The sequence below is a fragment of the Streptomyces sp. CLCI03 genome, from assembly GCF_053615355.1.
The window spans coordinates 8,116,395-8,130,835 of record NZ_CM132132.1; the positions used below are offsets into that span (position 1 = coordinate 8,116,395).

16 protein-coding genes and 1 pseudogene are annotated in these 14,441 nt (G+C 70.4%); 11 read left to right on the forward strand and 6 right to left on the reverse strand.

Going from position 1 to position 14,441, the window contains the following annotated elements:
- The first annotated feature begins 121 nt into the window (after positions 1–121).
- Positions 122–850 (forward strand): DUF2716 domain-containing protein, encoded by a 729-nt coding sequence (locus ACWG52_RS37435; protein ID WP_389806364.1) that lies wholly within the window; start codon positions 122–124, stop codon positions 848–850.
- On the opposite strand, the gene ACWG52_RS37440 is transcribed toward ACWG52_RS37435, so the two are convergent.
- Positions 840–1,970: an NADH:flavin oxidoreductase gene (locus ACWG52_RS37440; protein ID WP_389806362.1), complete on the reverse strand. Its 1,131-nt coding sequence runs from the start codon at positions 1,968–1,970 to the stop codon at positions 840–842. The two genes, ACWG52_RS37435 and ACWG52_RS37440, sit on opposite strands and share 11 nt — an antisense overlap.
- A 155-nt stretch (positions 1,971–2,125) precedes the next feature.
- Here ACWG52_RS37440 and ACWG52_RS37445 point away from each other — a divergent pair, with 155 nt between their 5' ends.
- Positions 2,126–2,695 carry a MarR family winged helix-turn-helix transcriptional regulator gene (locus ACWG52_RS37445; RefSeq protein WP_389806360.1) on the forward strand — a complete coding sequence of 190 codons (570 nt, stop codon included), beginning with the start codon at positions 2,126–2,128 and terminating at the stop codon, positions 2,693–2,695.
- A 184-nt stretch (positions 2,696–2,879) separates the two neighbouring features.
- Here ACWG52_RS37445 and ACWG52_RS37450 read toward each other — a convergent pair whose 3' ends face one another.
- The gene (locus ACWG52_RS37450; protein WP_389806358.1) at positions 2,880–3,086 is read right to left on the reverse strand and encodes a hypothetical protein; all 207 of its coding nucleotides are present in this window, start codon (positions 3,084–3,086) and stop codon (positions 2,880–2,882) included.
- Positions 3,087–3,247: 161 nt separating this feature from the next.
- Between ACWG52_RS37450 and ACWG52_RS37455 the strand changes: the two are divergent.
- From ACWG52_RS37455 to ACWG52_RS37465, 3 genes and pseudogenes are all read left to right on the forward strand, one after another.
- Positions 3,248–3,487, forward strand: a pseudogene (locus ACWG52_RS37455) (DUF5959 family protein); the annotation flags it as partial.
- 140 nt (positions 3,488–3,627) lie between these two features.
- Entirely contained in the window at positions 3,628–3,996 is a 369-nt protein-coding gene (locus ACWG52_RS37460; protein ID WP_389806357.1) for a PRC-barrel domain-containing protein, read from the forward strand.
- 733 nt (positions 3,997–4,729) lie between these two features.
- A complete protein-coding gene (locus ACWG52_RS37465) occupies positions 4,730–5,806 on the forward strand; it encodes a pentapeptide repeat-containing protein (RefSeq protein WP_453127231.1) in 1,077 nt (358 codons plus the stop codon).
- Positions 5,807–5,865: 59 nt separating this feature from the next.
- Here the strand turns inward: ACWG52_RS37465 and ACWG52_RS37470 are convergent, their stop codons facing one another.
- The gene (locus tag ACWG52_RS37470; protein WP_453127232.1) at positions 5,866–6,267 is read right to left on the reverse strand and encodes a hypothetical protein; all 402 of its coding nucleotides are present in this window, start codon (positions 6,265–6,267) and stop codon (positions 5,866–5,868) included.
- Positions 6,268–6,460: 193 nt separating this feature from the next.
- Between ACWG52_RS37470 and ACWG52_RS37475 the strand changes: the two genes are divergently transcribed.
- The 3 genes from ACWG52_RS37475 to ACWG52_RS37485 all read left to right on the forward strand — a co-directional run bounded on the left by ACWG52_RS37475 (position 6,461) and on the right by ACWG52_RS37485 (position 9,395).
- A complete protein-coding gene (locus ACWG52_RS37475; RefSeq protein WP_389806887.1) occupies positions 6,461–6,868 on the forward strand; it encodes a MarR family transcriptional regulator in 408 nt (135 codons plus the stop codon).
- Positions 6,869–7,059: 191 nt separating this feature from the next.
- The gene (locus ACWG52_RS37480; protein ID WP_389806352.1) at positions 7,060–8,037 is read left to right on the forward strand and encodes a phage baseplate protein; all 978 of its coding nucleotides are present in this window, start codon (positions 7,060–7,062) and stop codon (positions 8,035–8,037) included.
- A gap of 119 nt (positions 8,038–8,156) precedes the next feature.
- Positions 8,157–9,395 (forward strand): hypothetical protein, encoded by a 1,239-nt coding sequence (locus tag ACWG52_RS37485; protein ID WP_390167388.1) that lies wholly within the window; start codon positions 8,157–8,159, stop codon positions 9,393–9,395.
- A 13-nt stretch (positions 9,396–9,408) separates the two neighbouring features.
- On the opposite strand, the gene ACWG52_RS37490 is transcribed toward ACWG52_RS37485, so the two are convergent.
- Positions 9,409–9,735, reverse strand: a complete 327-nt coding sequence (locus tag ACWG52_RS37490; protein ID WP_389806349.1) for a GYD domain-containing protein — start codon at positions 9,733–9,735, stop codon at positions 9,409–9,411.
- A 727-nt stretch (positions 9,736–10,462) separates the two neighbouring features.
- Between ACWG52_RS37490 and ACWG52_RS37495 the strand changes: the two genes are divergently transcribed.
- Together ACWG52_RS37495 and ACWG52_RS37500 are read left to right on the forward strand one after the other, a co-directional pair.
- Positions 10,463–11,248 carry a class I SAM-dependent methyltransferase gene (locus ACWG52_RS37495; RefSeq protein WP_390137820.1) on the forward strand — a complete coding sequence of 262 codons (786 nt, stop codon included), beginning with the start codon at positions 10,463–10,465 and terminating at the stop codon, positions 11,246–11,248.
- Positions 11,249–11,386: 138 nt separating this feature from the next.
- Complete coding sequence (locus ACWG52_RS37500) at positions 11,387–11,887, forward strand: SUKH-4 family immunity protein (RefSeq protein ID WP_390167437.1); 501 nt, start codon at positions 11,387–11,389, stop codon at positions 11,885–11,887.
- Positions 11,888–11,902: 15 nt separating this feature from the next.
- Here the strand turns inward: ACWG52_RS37500 and ACWG52_RS37505 are convergent, their stop codons facing one another.
- On the reverse strand, positions 11,903–12,784 hold the full coding sequence (locus ACWG52_RS37505) for an IS5 family transposase (RefSeq protein WP_389806885.1): 882 nt from the start codon (positions 12,782–12,784) through the stop codon (positions 11,903–11,905).
- 53 nt (positions 12,785–12,837) lie between these two features.
- Positions 12,838–13,566, reverse strand: a complete 729-nt coding sequence (locus ACWG52_RS37510) for a VOC family protein (RefSeq protein ID WP_389806884.1) — start codon at positions 13,564–13,566, stop codon at positions 12,838–12,840.
- A gap of 289 nt (positions 13,567–13,855) precedes the next feature.
- Here ACWG52_RS37510 and ACWG52_RS37515 point away from each other — a divergent pair, with 289 nt between their 5' ends.
- Positions 13,856–14,251, forward strand: a complete 396-nt coding sequence (locus ACWG52_RS37515) for a PRC-barrel domain-containing protein (RefSeq protein WP_389806345.1) — start codon at positions 13,856–13,858, stop codon at positions 14,249–14,251.
- Positions 14,252–14,441: the final 190 nt, after the last annotated feature.

Below are 14,441 nucleotides of genomic sequence, written 5' to 3' on the forward strand. Positions count from 1 at the left end.
GCGTCCCCGTGCCGGCCTCTCGGTGGGCAGGGTTCCGCCGCGCCATCGGCACCTGCGGCGGCTGACCTGCCGGGACGCCCCGCGGCCCGTCCAGGCTCCGGGTCATGGACATGGGCGAGCGGTGGGCGAGGTACGAGGCGCTTCGGGGGCCGGGCAGCGCTCCGTACGGGTCGCCGCCCCGCTGCCCGGCGAGCGGGCTACCGCCACGGCGGAGCCACGGGAAGGGGTGCAGGACCTGTACCGGGTGCCGGGGCAGGCCGAACGGACCTGGGACGTCGCAGTGGCCTCGCCCGACCCCCACGCGATGCCCTACGCCGAGATGACGGCGGACGGCTCCTCGGACGAGGGTGATGTCCTCATCGACGTCCTGCTGGACAACGGCACCGTCGTCGCGGTCGCCTGGGCATGCGTCGACGAGGTCCCCTTCACCGTCGGCGGCGGCCTGACCGACGACGACGCGGACTTCGCCCTCCGGGACCTGCACGCGCATGTCCACGAACGCCCCGTTCCGGACCTCCGCGGCCGGCTCGCGGCGATCGTCCAGCGCGGCCTGCTCAGCGCCGCCGAGCCCGGCGACGGCGCGTACCCCGACGGCGACTGCTACCTCCACGTCACCGATGACCTGCGACTGGGAGCCTTCGGCCACCCCTGGGAGCAGACGCTGACCGTCCGGGGGTCGCGGCTGCTCGCCGCCGTCGAGGAGGAGCTCACCGCGCTGCTCGGAGAACCGATCGGGCGCCGGGACCGAGGGCGAACGCCCCGTGCCGTCGGCGGACCGACTTCACGGGGCGTAGCTCGGCGCGGCCGTCGTCCGGGTGGCCGGCGGCCACCGCCGCCAGCTACCGGCTGAGAGACCTCAGCGCCGCCGCGTCGTACGGCTTCAGCTCGTCGAAGCGGTTGCCGAGGACCTTCGCGGCCCAGTGCGGGTCCTGCAGCAGTGCCCGGCCGACGGCGACCATGTCGAACTCGTCGCGTTCCATGCGGTCCAGGAGGTTGTCGATGTCGCCGAGCGCCGCACCCTCGCCCACGAAGGCGCGGATGAAGTCGCCGTCCAGGCCGACCGAGCCGACGGTGATGGTCGGGCGTCCGGTGAGCTTCTTGGTCCAGCCCGCCAGATTCAGGTCCGAGCCCTCGAACTCCGGGATCCAGTAGCGCCGGGTGGAGGCGTGGAACGCGTCGACGCCGGCCGCCGCCAGCGGGGCCAGGATCGCCTCCAGCTCCTCCGGGGTCTGCGCGAGCCGGGCGTCGTAGGCCTCCTGCTTCCATTGCGAGTAGCGGAAGATCACCGGGAAGTCGGCCGCGACGCGCTCGCGGACCGCGGCCACGATCTCCGCGGCGAACTTCGTACGGGCCACCGCGTCGCCGCCGTAGGCGTCCGTGCGGCGGTTGGTCCGCTCCCACAGGAACTGGTCGAGCAGGTAGCCGTGGGCGCCGTGCAGTTCGATGCCGTCGAATCCGATCCGCTCGGCCTCCGCGGCGGCGTCGGCGAACGCGCCGATGACGTCGTCGAGGTCGGCGCTGGTCATCGCCTTGCCCGTTCCCTCGGTGCCGTCGACGCGGATGCCGGAGGGGCCGACGGCGGGCGCGTCGACGTACGGTGCCTCGCCCTGCTTGCGCACCATGCCTATGTGCCACAGCTGGGGCACGATCGTGCCACCGGCCTCGTGCACGGCCGCGGCCACCTTCGACCACCCCGCGAGCTGGTCCTCGCCGTGGAACCGCGGTACCCGGTCACTCTGCCCCGCGGAGTCGTGGCCGACGTAGGTGCCCTCGGTGACGATCAGGCCCACACCCGCGGCGGCCCGGCTGGCGTAGTACGCCTGCACGTCCTCGCCGGGCACGCCGCCGGGGGAGAACATCCGCGTCATCGGAGCCATCGCGATGCGATTGGGGACGGTCAGGCCGTTCAGCGTGACGGGCCGGGACAGGATCTCGGCCGCGCGGGAGGCGGTGGACGTGGTGACGGTCATGCGGGTCCTCCGGGTGGAAGCTGTGGCTCGTCGGAGTGACAACGAGAAGTGCATAGTACACACGTTATGTATCATGCATATTGCCGCGGGCGGCCGGGCAGAGGTCCACCGGGCCGCGGCTCGGCGATAATGAAGCGTCGGAAGGAGCGGGAGGCGTGGTGCTGGAGAAACTGGAGCGGGAGCTGATGCTGCTCTCGCGGCACCAGGTGCTGGCCCGGCGCGAACGCGACCCCGACCGCCTGGAGCGGTCGGCGTACCTGCTGCTCAGTCGGATCGACACGCAAGGCCCCATGTCCATAGGGCAGTTGGCGGAGGCCTTCGGGCTCGACACCTCGACCGTGAACCGTCAGACGGCCGCACTGCTGCGCTGCGGACTGGCCGAGCGCGTCGCGGATCCGGACGGCGGCATGGCCCGCAAGCTGCGCATCACCGCGGAAGGCGGGCGGCGGCTCGCCGGAGACCGTGAGGTCAACCAGTCCTGCCTGGCCCGAGTGGTCGCCCACTGGTCGCCGGAGGAGGTGCGGGAGCTGGAGGACGTCCTGGTCCGGCTCAACCGCAGCGCCGAGGCCCTCGAAGGGCGGTACTGGCCGCGCACGGAGGACACGGACGGCGACGACAATCGCCCCGCCTGCCACCCGCCGGTCCCACAGGAACCCGCGATCCCGGCCTCCTCCAACGCGGCCCCGGCCCCGGACCCGGCGTCGGCCCCGGCCCCGGCCCCGTAGGAACCGCCCGTGCTTCGGGCGGCGCACAGCCCCGGCGTGCTGCGGCGTACCCGGGGCGGCGCGCCGTCACGGCACCCGCCCTCTCCGCACGCGCGACCGGCAGGCGAAACCGGCACGCGAAGGACCCCGGCACCGCCGGGGCCCTGGTCCGCAAGAACAGAGAGGCCGCCCACGCCCGGGGCGATCAAGTGATCGGCTGCGAGGTTCCGTCGGGCAGCGCGCAGGTTTCCGAGGCGTACGGGCGTGCCGTGATCTGTCCGCCCGCGGCCGTGCATTCGTCTCTGGTGATGTTCGGAGACGAGGCCGCCTCTGCGCTGACGGCGCCGAAGGCGCTCATGCCCGCAAGGGTTGCCGTGGCCAGGGCGAGGCCCAGGATTCTTCGCGTTCGCATGACTTCCTCCTCCTCTCAGGCGCCTTCGTCGGCCTTCGGGAAAGAAGAAGCTCCGGGCGACGGCGCCCTCCTCCTCAGCATGGCCGCTGCGCGTGGGGCCCGCGAGGTGGGGTGGCATCGTGCCCGGGGGGTGACCGCCCGATCCCGGAGAGCAGCAGGAGGTCTGCTGGAGGGACGACGACCACAGCCCCGAGATCAGGATCGAGCCCCACGACGAAGAGCACGAGTGTGTCGCCGTCCGCATCGAGGACCTGGGCCGGTCGTGCGTCTCCGTCGTCCTCCCCGTCGGCCTCGATGGAGGATGGATCGACCGGCAGAGAAGCCTTCTCGACCTCGTGCCCGAGCAGTGGCCGAGCGAGGTCCTGGAGTCCTCGCCGGGCGTCTACGAGTGGCGGCGCTGAGCGAGCCGTGAAGAGAAGAGGCGACGCCGGCAATCCGTGTGCATGAGGCTGTGGGTGTGGGGCAGGCGGGAGTGCGGGTAAGGAAGGGCGCCGAGGGGAACGACTCGCCGCCCACTCTCGACCGGAGGAGTTGTTTCCGCGTGACTGAGCATGTGTGGGGTTTCAAGTCGACCGCCGGCTATCTGGTCGGTACCGATATGACGGGTTTCGAGGTCGAGGCGACCGATGGGACCGTCGGCAAGGTCGACAGGCACTCCGACGAGGTCGGTGACGCCTATCTGGTGGTGGATACGGGTGTGTGGATCTTCGGCAAGGAGGTCCTGCTGCCGGCGAGCGTCGTGGTCCGGATCGACGCGGCCGAGCGCAAGATCTACGTCGACCGTACGAAGGGCCAGATCAAGGACGCCCCGGAGTTCCACCGCGAGCGCCACCTCGGTGACGCCGCCTACCACGAGAACCTCGGTGCGTACTACGGCCTCGGCCTCCCGTACGGCGGCCCCCTGGCCTGATCCGCAACGGTCGGAGGCAGGCCCGGCTCCGGGCCGGTATCCGGCGATGGGGGCCCGAACTCGACGAGTTCGGGCCCCCGTCCCGTGCCCTGCCACGAGAAGCCCGGGCAGATCTCCCGGCACTGAGCCGCTCGACGCACCGGGCGCCTACGGTCGGCCGCCGGCTAGGCCGTCTCTTTCGGATCTTGCCGGGCCCGGCCCGCCCGGCACGGCACCTCATCCCCCAGACTCCGTCCGGGGGGACCCCCAGGTTGTCGGGGCGCTCGAGTACGTCCGGTACACGAGCGCCCCTCCGCCTTGCGAGGCACCGCACCGGACGACCCGGGCTCGACCGACAAGATTCGAAAGAGACGACCTAGCCCGGCTCCGACACGAAGCGGACGGGGCGCCGGGGGAGTTGTGCCGCGATCGGGGTGAGGGCCGGACCGTCGAGGATCGAAGGGCATCTCCACGTCCACCCCGAACCGGTCCCGATGGCCCGTGACCACGCGGCGCACCGACTGGAGGAACGCCGGTCGGTCGTACGGTGCGGTCGCACCCTCGCTCACCGGCGCACCCCGAGCGATCCTTCAATCTCCTTACGTCGCAGGTGGTTTGCCCGGACGGGTGGAGCGGCTTCCCGGCCGCCCTGCGATCATGTGCGCATGGATACGGGGGATCTACTCATGGCCGCCGAGCACCGGGCGCCTCTCGGCGGCGTCGGGTCGGTTCCGCGTTTCTCACGGCGGCCGCGGTGCTGGCCGGGCTCGCCGCGCTGACCGTAGTGGTCGTGGTGCTGCCAGGGCTGGTGGTCGAGCGCGATCTCGGCGGAGCCAGGATCTCGGCCGCCGAACGGCTCGGAGCTGTGAACAACGTACGCACGACGCTCGTGCAGGCGGTCGGCGGCGCTGTCGTCCTCTTCGGCGCGTACGCCACCTGGCGGCAGTTGAGGGTCAACCAGGAGGGGCTGAACGCCACCCGGGAGGGACACCTCACCGACCGCTTCAGTCGGGCGGTCGACCAGCTCGGCAGCGAGAAGACGGACGTGCGGATCGGTGGCCTCTACGCACTGTGGCGGATCGCGGACCATTCGGCTCACGACCGGGAGGCGGTCATCTCGATCAAGGCCGCGTTCCTCCGGACCCACCTGCCATGGCCCCCGCAAGGTCAGGACTCTCCGGCGGCGGAAGCCTCCATCAACTCCGTGCCTCCGCTGGAGACCCGCGCCCTGGATGCGCAGGTGGCGCTCACCGGCCTCGGGGTCCTGTGCCGGGAACGCCGGCCCGACTGGCTCAACGTCAGCTACACCGACCTGCGGCGGGCCGACTGCGACGGACTGTGGCTGCACCACGTCAATTTCGACGGCGCGTGTTTGGAAGCTGCGAGTATCTACCAGGTCAACCTGACCAAGGCGTCGCTGATGGCGGCGAACATGCGGCACGTCGAGCTCGGGACGTCGATTCTCCACCAGAGCCGCTGCATCGAAGCCGACCTGCGCGGCGCTCGTATGGTCAGGGCCGACCTCCGCGAGGCCGACTTCTCCGGAGCCGATCTGCGGGAGGCGAATCTGCGCAAGGCTCGGGGCCACGGCACCACATTCACCGGCGCGGATCTGAGACTGGCCGATCTACGGGGAACCGACCTCACCGGGGCCGACCTGACGCGGGCGAAGTTGGAGGGCGCCCTGGCGAGCGACGTCACCGTCTGGCCGGCGGGATTCGACGTTCAGGCGGCCGGGGTCGTCATGGTCGAGGACCCCGGTGCCGAGCCGAGCATCCTGCTGCAAGCGGCCGCGCTCGCGAGGAACGTCCCACCCCTGCAGTCGGCCTGACCCGACCGGACAGGTCCGCGCGCGGGCCGGAGCGGGTGCCCCCGGCCCGCGCACGCGCCTCAGGCCACCGCGCCGGCGACCTCGGTGCGGCCGTCGGGGACGCCGGCGATCGTCACGATGACCTGCTCGCGGACGGCCTCGCCGAGCACGTCGGCCAGCGCGTCGGTGGTGGCGGCGATCAGGCGGGCGGGAGCGTCCGGGACCTCGGGCAGGTGATACGCGGCCTCGCGCATGCTGAGGGTGACGAGAGGCGCGTCGTCGTCGGTCGGGTTGCCGCCGATACCCCGGCGGTGCTGCGGGATGCCGATCAGATCCACCCCGGCGAGGCGGCGGAACTCCTTGCCGTAGACGGCGCCGACCGCATCGGCCAGGGCGCTGATCAGCTTCGGTTCGACCGTCCCGTCGAGGGCTTCTTCCCGGATGTGCACGATGAAGTGCGGCATGGCGGCAACTCCGTTCACGTCGATACGTATGATGGAGAGCAACTTGCTTTGAAAGCAAAGCAAAATATCTTTGAGGTCAAAGGTAACTGTGGAAGGGTGTGCGATGTCAAGGCCCGAGGGGCTCGACGCCGGCGACGGCGGGAAGGACGGGAAGGACGGGAAGGGCGGCGAGAACGAGGCCGATGACGCCGTCCGGGCCCTGTTGCTGCTCATGCCGCGGATGGTGGGCCGGGTCAAGAAGATCCCCGTACCCGAAGCGCTGCGGTCCTTCGCGCTGGCGCCGCGCCACCTCTCGCTGCTCTCCTACCTGCTCTTCGACGGGCCGATGACCGTGAACGAGCTGGCGGCCCGACTGCAGGTCGCGCCGACCACGGTGAGCCTGTTGGTCGGCGACCTGAGCCGAAAGGGCATCCTGGAACGGCGCGAGGACGAGGCGGATCGACGTCGTCGGATCATCGGCATCGCGGCCGACCAGCAACCCGCGATCACCGCCTGGCTCGCCCCGGGTGCGGCCGCGTGGCGCAAGGCGCTGGCCCCCCTGACCCCGGATCAGCGGCAGCTGTTCGTCGATACGTTGCTCGCGTACGAAGCCGCGGTCGGTGGCGAGGAGCACGGCTGAGCCGAGCCCGTGGGCCAGGTGGAGCCGGACCGGACCGTGGTGACGACGGGGGCCCGCTGCTGGGGCTCGGTCCTGCCTCCACGGAAACGGAACGCTCAACTGCCCACCGGGGTACGGCACATCAGGCCATTCGTGTGGCGGGTACCATCGCGTGGTCCTGCCCTCCACCCATGCCTGGAGACCTCCCCCCCATGAACCACCCCCACGGCTTCTCCCTCTCCCGCCGCGGACTCATACGCACCGGTGTCGGCGCCTCACTCGCCGTGCTGGGGCTCGGCGCCGGCGCCCAGGCCGCTTCGGCCGACGTGACCGCGACCAAGCGGTTCGACCTCTCGGAGCCGTCGTACGACCTGTTCCGCTCCAAGGACACGCACGGTGCGCGGGTCCAGCAGAGTTTCGCCTTCGACTGGGAGAACAAGTTCCTCTTCGTGGCGACCAAGCGGAGCGGAAGTGCGGAGTCCGATGGCGACCTGTGCATCAACAAGATGGACTTCGACGGGAACTTCATCTCGTACATGCACCTCGACGGCTTCGGCCACGGCGTCGCCTTCGCCGCGTTGCCGAGCGGTTCCGGCACCGAGCTGTGGATCGAATGCGCCGCGAACACCAAGGGGTTCGGCACCGCGCTCGCGCCGATCACCTACAAGGCCAACACCACCCTGGGCTCGCCGGCCGCCGTGGCCGCGTACCAGCCGATCGCCGGAGCCACCGAGTACACCTGCTCCGTCGACCCCGTTCACCGGCGCATGATCGTGCGCTACCACACCAGCGGTGGCAAGCGCATCGCCGTCTACCCCCTCTCCGCCTTCGAGACCCGCAACTTCGGTACACCGCTCGTCGACTTCAAGCAGCCGACGATCTCCGGCACCGCGCAGGGCTACGCGCTCTACGGCTCGTACATGTACTACCTGACCGGCGACGCGTACCCGGGCGACGGCACCCCGACCGGTGACGGCAACACGTACGTCACCAGCGTCGACATCAACACGGGCGCCGTGAAGCAGGGCCCCGTCCTCACCAAGGCCGGCTCCACCCTCCACCACCGCGAGCCCGAGGGCCTGGCCGTCTACCGTACCGACGCGGGCGAGGCCCGCCTCTTCATCGGCTTCGCCACCGGCCTGGAGGGCGACCGGCGCTCCAGCATCTTCTACAAGAACGCCCTGATCTGACCCCGCTGTCCGCCCGGTGACCGTCGACCGGTCGGTGGTCGGCCGGGCGGCCGGCCGACGTGCCGACCTGGCGAAATCGCGTGGCGACCTCGCCCAGGATCGGCCAGGGGTGCGGGGTGATGAGCTACCACGACGAAACGTCCCGCACCCTGGCCTACGCCTCCCACGACTGCCTCGAAGGCCTGCTGCAACGAGGTCGCGGCCTGGGCGCGATACGGGCGCGCCAGGATCCCCACGAAGCCGCCGCGCACGTGTACGACGGGATCCGCCGGGACTGGAAGTGGGACCACCAGACCGACACCCGTTATCTCTACCAGGCACGGCTGATCAACGACCTGGGTCTGTCGCCGACCCCGGTCGTCGACCAACTGGCGGGGGACGAGGAGGAATGGTCGCGGGCCGCCGACGTGCTGGAACTGCTCGCCCTCGCCGGTTCGCACGAAGCCAGGGAGGGGCTGCGCGCCTACGTACGACAGGGCCGGCACTGGGCCCGCGTACTGGAGTCCGTCGCGGACCGCTGGCCGGCCGCATGGTGGGAGGACCTGGGCGATGTCGCGCGAGCCCGGATCGGCGGGGAGGAGGAGGCTTTGTGGTCCTCCGAGCCGTGGAGCCGGTTCGGGATCGACGTGCCGGGCCACCGGACTCCTCCGCGACCCTCGCTGGACGGGCTCAGCGACGAGGAGCTGCTCGCACTGCTGGCCGCCGACGGTACGGAGCCCCAGGCGAAGGTCGACGCACTGCGGGCGCTGACCGACCGGGCGCCGGCCGAGGAACTCATCCCGCTCGTGCCGTCACTCGGCGCCGCGAACGACACTCGGCCCCTGCCGTTCCTCCGACCGGCGGTCCGTCGCCTGGGATCCCGCGCCGTGCCGGCAGCTCGCGTGTGGGCCGCGGACGAGCGGGAGTGGCCGGCCCGGTTGGGGACGGACATCCTTGATGAGCCCCCTGGTCCCGAGGCGCTACCGGGGCTCCTGGCCGAACTCACCGACCAGTGGGAGGCACGCGCCTGGTGCGGTCCGGACGTGACAGCGAAGCAACTGGCCCGCTTCGGATCCGACGCCGCCGACGCCGCACCCGTCCTTCGGGCCTACTGGCTGCACACCCCGCACTCGTACGAACGGGCCGACTACCTGCGAGCGCTCACCGCGATCGCCCCGACCGGCCTGGACGACGCGTACATCGAGTCGCTGTGGGACTGCGAGGAGAGGGCGCGGCTGCTCGGCATCGCCATGGCACCGCGGCGGCCGCGGACCACGGAGCGCATCGCCGTGCTCCGCGACGACCCGATGGAGACGACCGAGGTGCGCGCGGCCGCCGCAGCTCGACTGACCGCCACGGCCGGCCCCGACCTTCCCTGATCCGCCCGGCGCGCTACGCGCCCGGCGCCCGGTAGCGGACTCCCTCGGCCTTGCGCAGGGCGTCCATGGTTTCGTCGACGGTCAGCAGGACTGTCGTCTCGAACGAAGCAAGCGCGCCACCTCCACTGATCGCCAGGGCGACCGCGGCCATGGACACGTTGTCGGGGGCCTCCCACAGGTTGTAGCCGTCGTGCGTGCCGAAGGCGTACCAGAAGCCGTGCAGCTTGCCGCCGACGGACTCGATGTACGCCTGAGCGGCCTTCGAACGATCCTCGGGACGGACGCTCAGCCTCGCCCACGTCTCGGGCGTGTAGCTGAACCTCGACAGATAGAGCGGCATCAGGTCTCCCTTTCCTCCCTCCCAGGAATGCCCCGGCGGGACGCGACATGCGCCGACGCGGCCCACGTGTCCCCCGAACGACGTCCGATCCGCCTCCATCCTCACCAGCCCCCTGACCCGGAGGGGCGGCTACCCGGCTCGGTCGAGCGTGACCTCGATGTCGATCGGCGTGGAGCGCCACATCGCGCTGAGGAGCGGGTCCTGGTCGATGAAACGGCGTGTGGCCGCGAGAGCCTCCGCTCTGGTCGACGATGAAGCCGTCCCCGTCGTCCTCAGGCCCCTCGATGCCCTCCACCGGCACCTGCAAGAACTCCTCGAAGGCGGCCCACGCCGCCTCCATGGTGCAGGCGCCGACGGCAACGCCGTGCCTTCCCAATATCTGCTCGAACGCCGCGGCGCCGGACCGCCAAGAGAGGGACATGGCGCCAGGCTAGCCGCACCGATCATCCCCTCCCGGCCGGGAAGCGTCCTGGTGCCGCATCGGACGACGCTCGCCCCGCAGCGCGCTGGAAGTCCTGCCGAAATGATCTCCGGCGCGGCCGAAGGTGGTCCCTTCCTGGCCCCGGAGGGCTGCTTGGGCGGACGCGGAGTCAGCGTCTGGAGTTGGGCCCTTCGCGGCCTGCTCCGGGGGCTTCAGCAGCCCGCACCAGCCGTCGCAATAGGCGGTCTGACCTGGTCTTTCATCGGCATCATTCCTATGATCGATCTCGGTCGAAAGGGGGGCCGGATGGACCGGACCGTACGCACCGTCGAGGACGTTCTCGCGCTCCTGGACGGGCTCTTCACCTCTGAATCCGAGGCCGGTCGCTCGGCGACCGGCGACGGCAAGGGCTTCTGGGACCACTTCTACGCCGACCGGTCAAGGCCGGTCCCGTTCTTCGTGGCGAAGCCGGACGAAAACCTGGCCGCCTACCTCGACCAGGGCCTGATCGCTCCCGGTCGAGTCCTGGACCTGGGGTGCGGGCCGGGCCGCAATGCCCTCTACCTCGCATCGCACGGCTTCGAGGTGGACGCCGTCGACCTCTCTCCCGTTGCCGTCGCCTGGGGCGAGGACCGGGCTCACGAGGCCGGAGTCGACATCCGCTTCCTGCGCGGTGACGCCTTCACCCTCCCCGCCACCGAATTGAGCGGCCCGTACGATCTGGTCGTCGACTCAGGGTGCTTCCACCACCTACCGCCACACCGCCGCGTCAGCTACCTGGCTCTCCTCGACCGCGTTCTCGCACCTGGCGGCCATCTCGCACTCACCGGCTTCGCCGCCGGCGAGGCGGGAACGGGGTCGGAACTCAGCGACGCGGACCTCTACCGTGAACGTACGTTGCAGGGCGGCCTCGCCTACACACCCGAATCGCTGCGCTGGATCTTCTCCGACCTCGAAGAGGTCGAACTGCGCCGCATGCGTGAAGAACCGCCCGAGTCGGCACTGTTCGGCGTGCCGTTCCTGTGGACCGCGTTGTTCCGTCGGGGCGAGGCTACGTCACGCGACGTTCACCCTGTTCACGACCTCGCGTAGGCGCTCGTCCCGGGCATGCTTGTCCGCCGGACGATGTACCGGCGGATCATGCTGCCCCAGGCCCTGTCCGATGGGTCGTCTACGTGGTCTGAGAGGATCGGATGGTTGGAATCGAGTAGGGGGTGCCGGTTGCCGAGCGTGCTGTGGCTGGCGTATGACGCGAGTGCTCTCGTGGGCCTGGGTGTGGGCCGTGAGGCGGTGTCTGGGCTGGGCAAGCGAGGGTTGTCGGCCGACTGCAACCGCATGTTCGTGCGGGACTCCGGTCGGGAGCTGGAGGTCCGTGACCTTCCGCCGGGTCGGGCTGCGTTCCTCGGCGCGTTCGAGGACGGCGTCAACACCTACTGGCTGCTGATCGACAGCGGCGAAGTCTGGATGGTCCGCGGCTATGACAGCGATGGGGACCAGCAGTACGGGCTGGTCAACTCCTCGGTTGCTGGTCTGCAGAACGTCCTGGAGGTCTGGGAGGCGTTCGCCTGGTCGGGACGGAGCGATGCGGACGACGACTACGAGGACTACGTCGAAGACGTGCTTGAGCGGGCCCGGCAGAGCGATCCGGTGGTGTTCGAGGACAACGAAGCCTGGTGGTCACGCGTTTTCGAGGAAGTCGAGCTCGGCGTCCTGGTCCCGGAAGACCAATAGTCGAGGACATGGAAGTCACGGGCGGAGCCACAATCGGATCGCCGAGACCGTGACCGTCCCGTGGAAGACATACGCCCTCTTGTCGTAGCGCGTGGCAACCGCGCGGAACGTCTTGAGCCGGTTGATGGTGCGCTCGACCTCATTGCGGCGCCGGCAGACCGTCGTGTCGAAGCCGGTGAGCCGGCCGCCCTTGCTGCCCCGCCGTTGGCGGTTGGCGCGCTGCTCCCTGGGCTCAGGGATCGTGCGCTTGATCTGCCGGCGCCGCAGGTACCGGCGGTTTCGGCGCGAGGAATACGCCTTGTCGCCTCCAACGTGGTCCGGTCGGGTGCGTGGGCGGCCGCCACCCGGCCTTGGGACCTTGATCTGTTCGAGCACGGGTATGAACTGCGGGGCGTCACCCCACTGTCCGGGCGTGATGACGAAGGCCAACGGGCGACGACCGCCCTCGCCGGCCAGGTGGATCTTGCAGTTCAGCCCTCCCCGGGAGCGGCCCGGACCCTCGTCTGAACGGTGTCCGGCCGGGCGACTGCGCCGGCCCGGAATTCGTGGCGCGCGGGTGAGGGCACCGGCTGCGTGCTGGTGTGCTCGGCAGGACGCCGAGTCGACGCTCACCATGCTCCAGTCGATCCGGCCCTCCGCATCAGCGTCGGCTTGGACGGCCCGCAAGATCTTCTCCCACGTGCCGTCCGCCGACCATCTGCGATGACGATCGTGAACCGTCTTCCACTTGCCGAACTGCGGCGGCAGATCCCTCCAGGGCAGGCCGGTTCGTTGCCGGAAGAGAATCCCGTTGATCACCCTGCGGCGGCACTGCCAACGCCCGGCCCGGCCGCGGTTACGCGGCAGATGCCGCTCCAGCCGCATCCACTCGTCACCTGAAAGATCACCTCGCCCCACGTCGACCGCAACGATCCAGCGCAAGGTGAGTCACAGGAACCGTCGGACACGGCCTAGTCCTGCGGTGTCACCACGGTGAAGAGCGCCCCGTCGGGATCCGCGAGGACGACCCATCGGCTCGCACTGGACGTCTGTACCGGGGACGCGGTCCTGCCGCCCAGTTCGGTCGCGGCCTCGATCACGGCCTCCAGGTCGGGCACACGGAAGTGGACGTGCCAGCGGGGCCGGACCTCGGGGTCCGGTGCCTCTTCCAGCGCGCCGCCGCTGATGCGGGCCACGGTGTCGTGCCCGTGGCGCAGGACGACGTGGGCATGCTCGTACGAGACCGCGCAGCAGCCGGGGCGCGATCCGGCCCATTCGAGGACCTCCCCGTAGAAGATGGCCGCGGCGAAGGCGTCCCTGGTCCGCAGTTCCAGCCATGCGGGCGCGCTGCCCCGGCCCACCGACCAGTCGGGGACGACCTCGCCCTGCCAGAAGCCGAAGACGGCCCCGGCGGGGTCGGCTGCCAAGGCGATGCGGCCGGTTCCGAAGGCCACGGGGCCGACCGCCATGGTGGCGCCGCGTTCGAGGATCCGGGCGGCGGTCACGTCGGCGTCCTCGACGGCGAAGTACGGCGTCCACAGCACCGGCGCGCCGGGACTCCCCGCCAGGGCGCCGATGCCCGCCACGGGGGCCCCGTCACGGAACGCGACCATGATGCCGCTCCCGAGGTGGGTGGGCCGGAAGTCCCAGCCGAGTACGCCGGCGTAGAACCGCTGTGTGGATTCGAGATCCCGGGCCAGCAGGCTGACCCAGCACGGCGCACCGAAGATCTCGTGGCTCGATGTCGACACAGCTGTCAGCCTCATCTGCCGTTGACGGGGGACGGGACCCTTCCACGGTAGACCGGGCGGCGGCGCCGGGCCGCGAGGCGCGGTTCGAACCGCGCCGGTGTTTGGTCAGCCACAGGGCGGGCAACCGCGTCAACACGGACGGAGGGGCCCCGCCACGGGACCCGCGTGTCGCGGTGCGGTCCGTGACCGGTCGGTCGGGAACACGACGGGTCACCGCTACCGGGAGGAGTTGTTTCGCATGACAGAGCAGACCGAGCATGTGTGGAGCTACCGGCCGGCATCGGGCCACCTGACCTGGGCCGACCTCACCGGATACAAGGTCGAGGCGACCGACGGGCACATCGGGAAGGTCGACAAGCACTCCTACGACGTGGGCGATGCCTACCTGGTCGTCGACACCGGTGTCTGGATCTTCGGCAAGGAGGTCCTCCTCCCGGCGAGCACCGTCACCCGGATAGACCTCCAGGAGGAGAAGGTCTACGTCGACGCCACCAAGGACCGGATCAAGAACGCTCCCGAGTTCCACCAGGACAAGCACCTGCGCGACCCCGCCTACCGGGCGGAACTCGGCGACTACTACAGCGCCGGCGGGATGCCGGGCGGTGACGGCCCGGTCGGCAGCCACCGCGCCTGAGAGCCCTGCCCCTGGGCTGCCCGCGGCCGCGGTCGTGGCCGCGATGGGCGACGCGCGACGCGCTACGGCATTTCACGCTCCGAAAACCAGCCGCAGAAAAATGTGGGCGGGAACCGATTAACTCGGATTTCCAGGGTAGACGCCAGATAAGACGCCCCGGCGGACCGAACTGTTCCGTCGAATTCCGAAG

Excerpts from the sequence above, each read along its gene's own strand:
- ACWG52_RS37440 (WP_389806362.1), bottom strand. The coding sequence starts at position 1,970 with ATGACCGTCACCACGTCCACCGCCTCCCGCGCGGCCGAGATCCTGTCC.
- ACWG52_RS37450 (WP_389806358.1), bottom strand. The coding sequence starts at position 3,086 with ATGCGAACGCGAAGAATCCTGGGCCTCGCCCTGGCCACGGCAACCCTT.
- ACWG52_RS37475 (WP_389806887.1), top strand. The coding sequence starts at position 6,461 with ATGCCGCGGATGGTGGGCCGGGTCAAGAAGATCCCCGTACCCGAAGCG.
- ACWG52_RS37480 (WP_389806352.1), top strand. The coding sequence starts at position 7,060 with ATGAACCACCCCCACGGCTTCTCCCTCTCCCGCCGCGGACTCATACGC.
- ACWG52_RS37485 (WP_390167388.1), top strand. The coding sequence starts at position 8,157 with ATGAGCTACCACGACGAAACGTCCCGCACCCTGGCCTACGCCTCCCAC.
- ACWG52_RS37490 (WP_389806349.1), bottom strand. The coding sequence starts at position 9,735 with ATGCCGCTCTATCTGTCGAGGTTCAGCTACACGCCCGAGACGTGGGCG.
- ACWG52_RS37495 (WP_390137820.1), top strand. The coding sequence starts at position 10,463 with ATGGACCGGACCGTACGCACCGTCGAGGACGTTCTCGCGCTCCTGGAC.
- ACWG52_RS37515 (WP_389806345.1), top strand. The coding sequence starts at position 13,856 with ATGACAGAGCAGACCGAGCATGTGTGGAGCTACCGGCCGGCATCGGGC.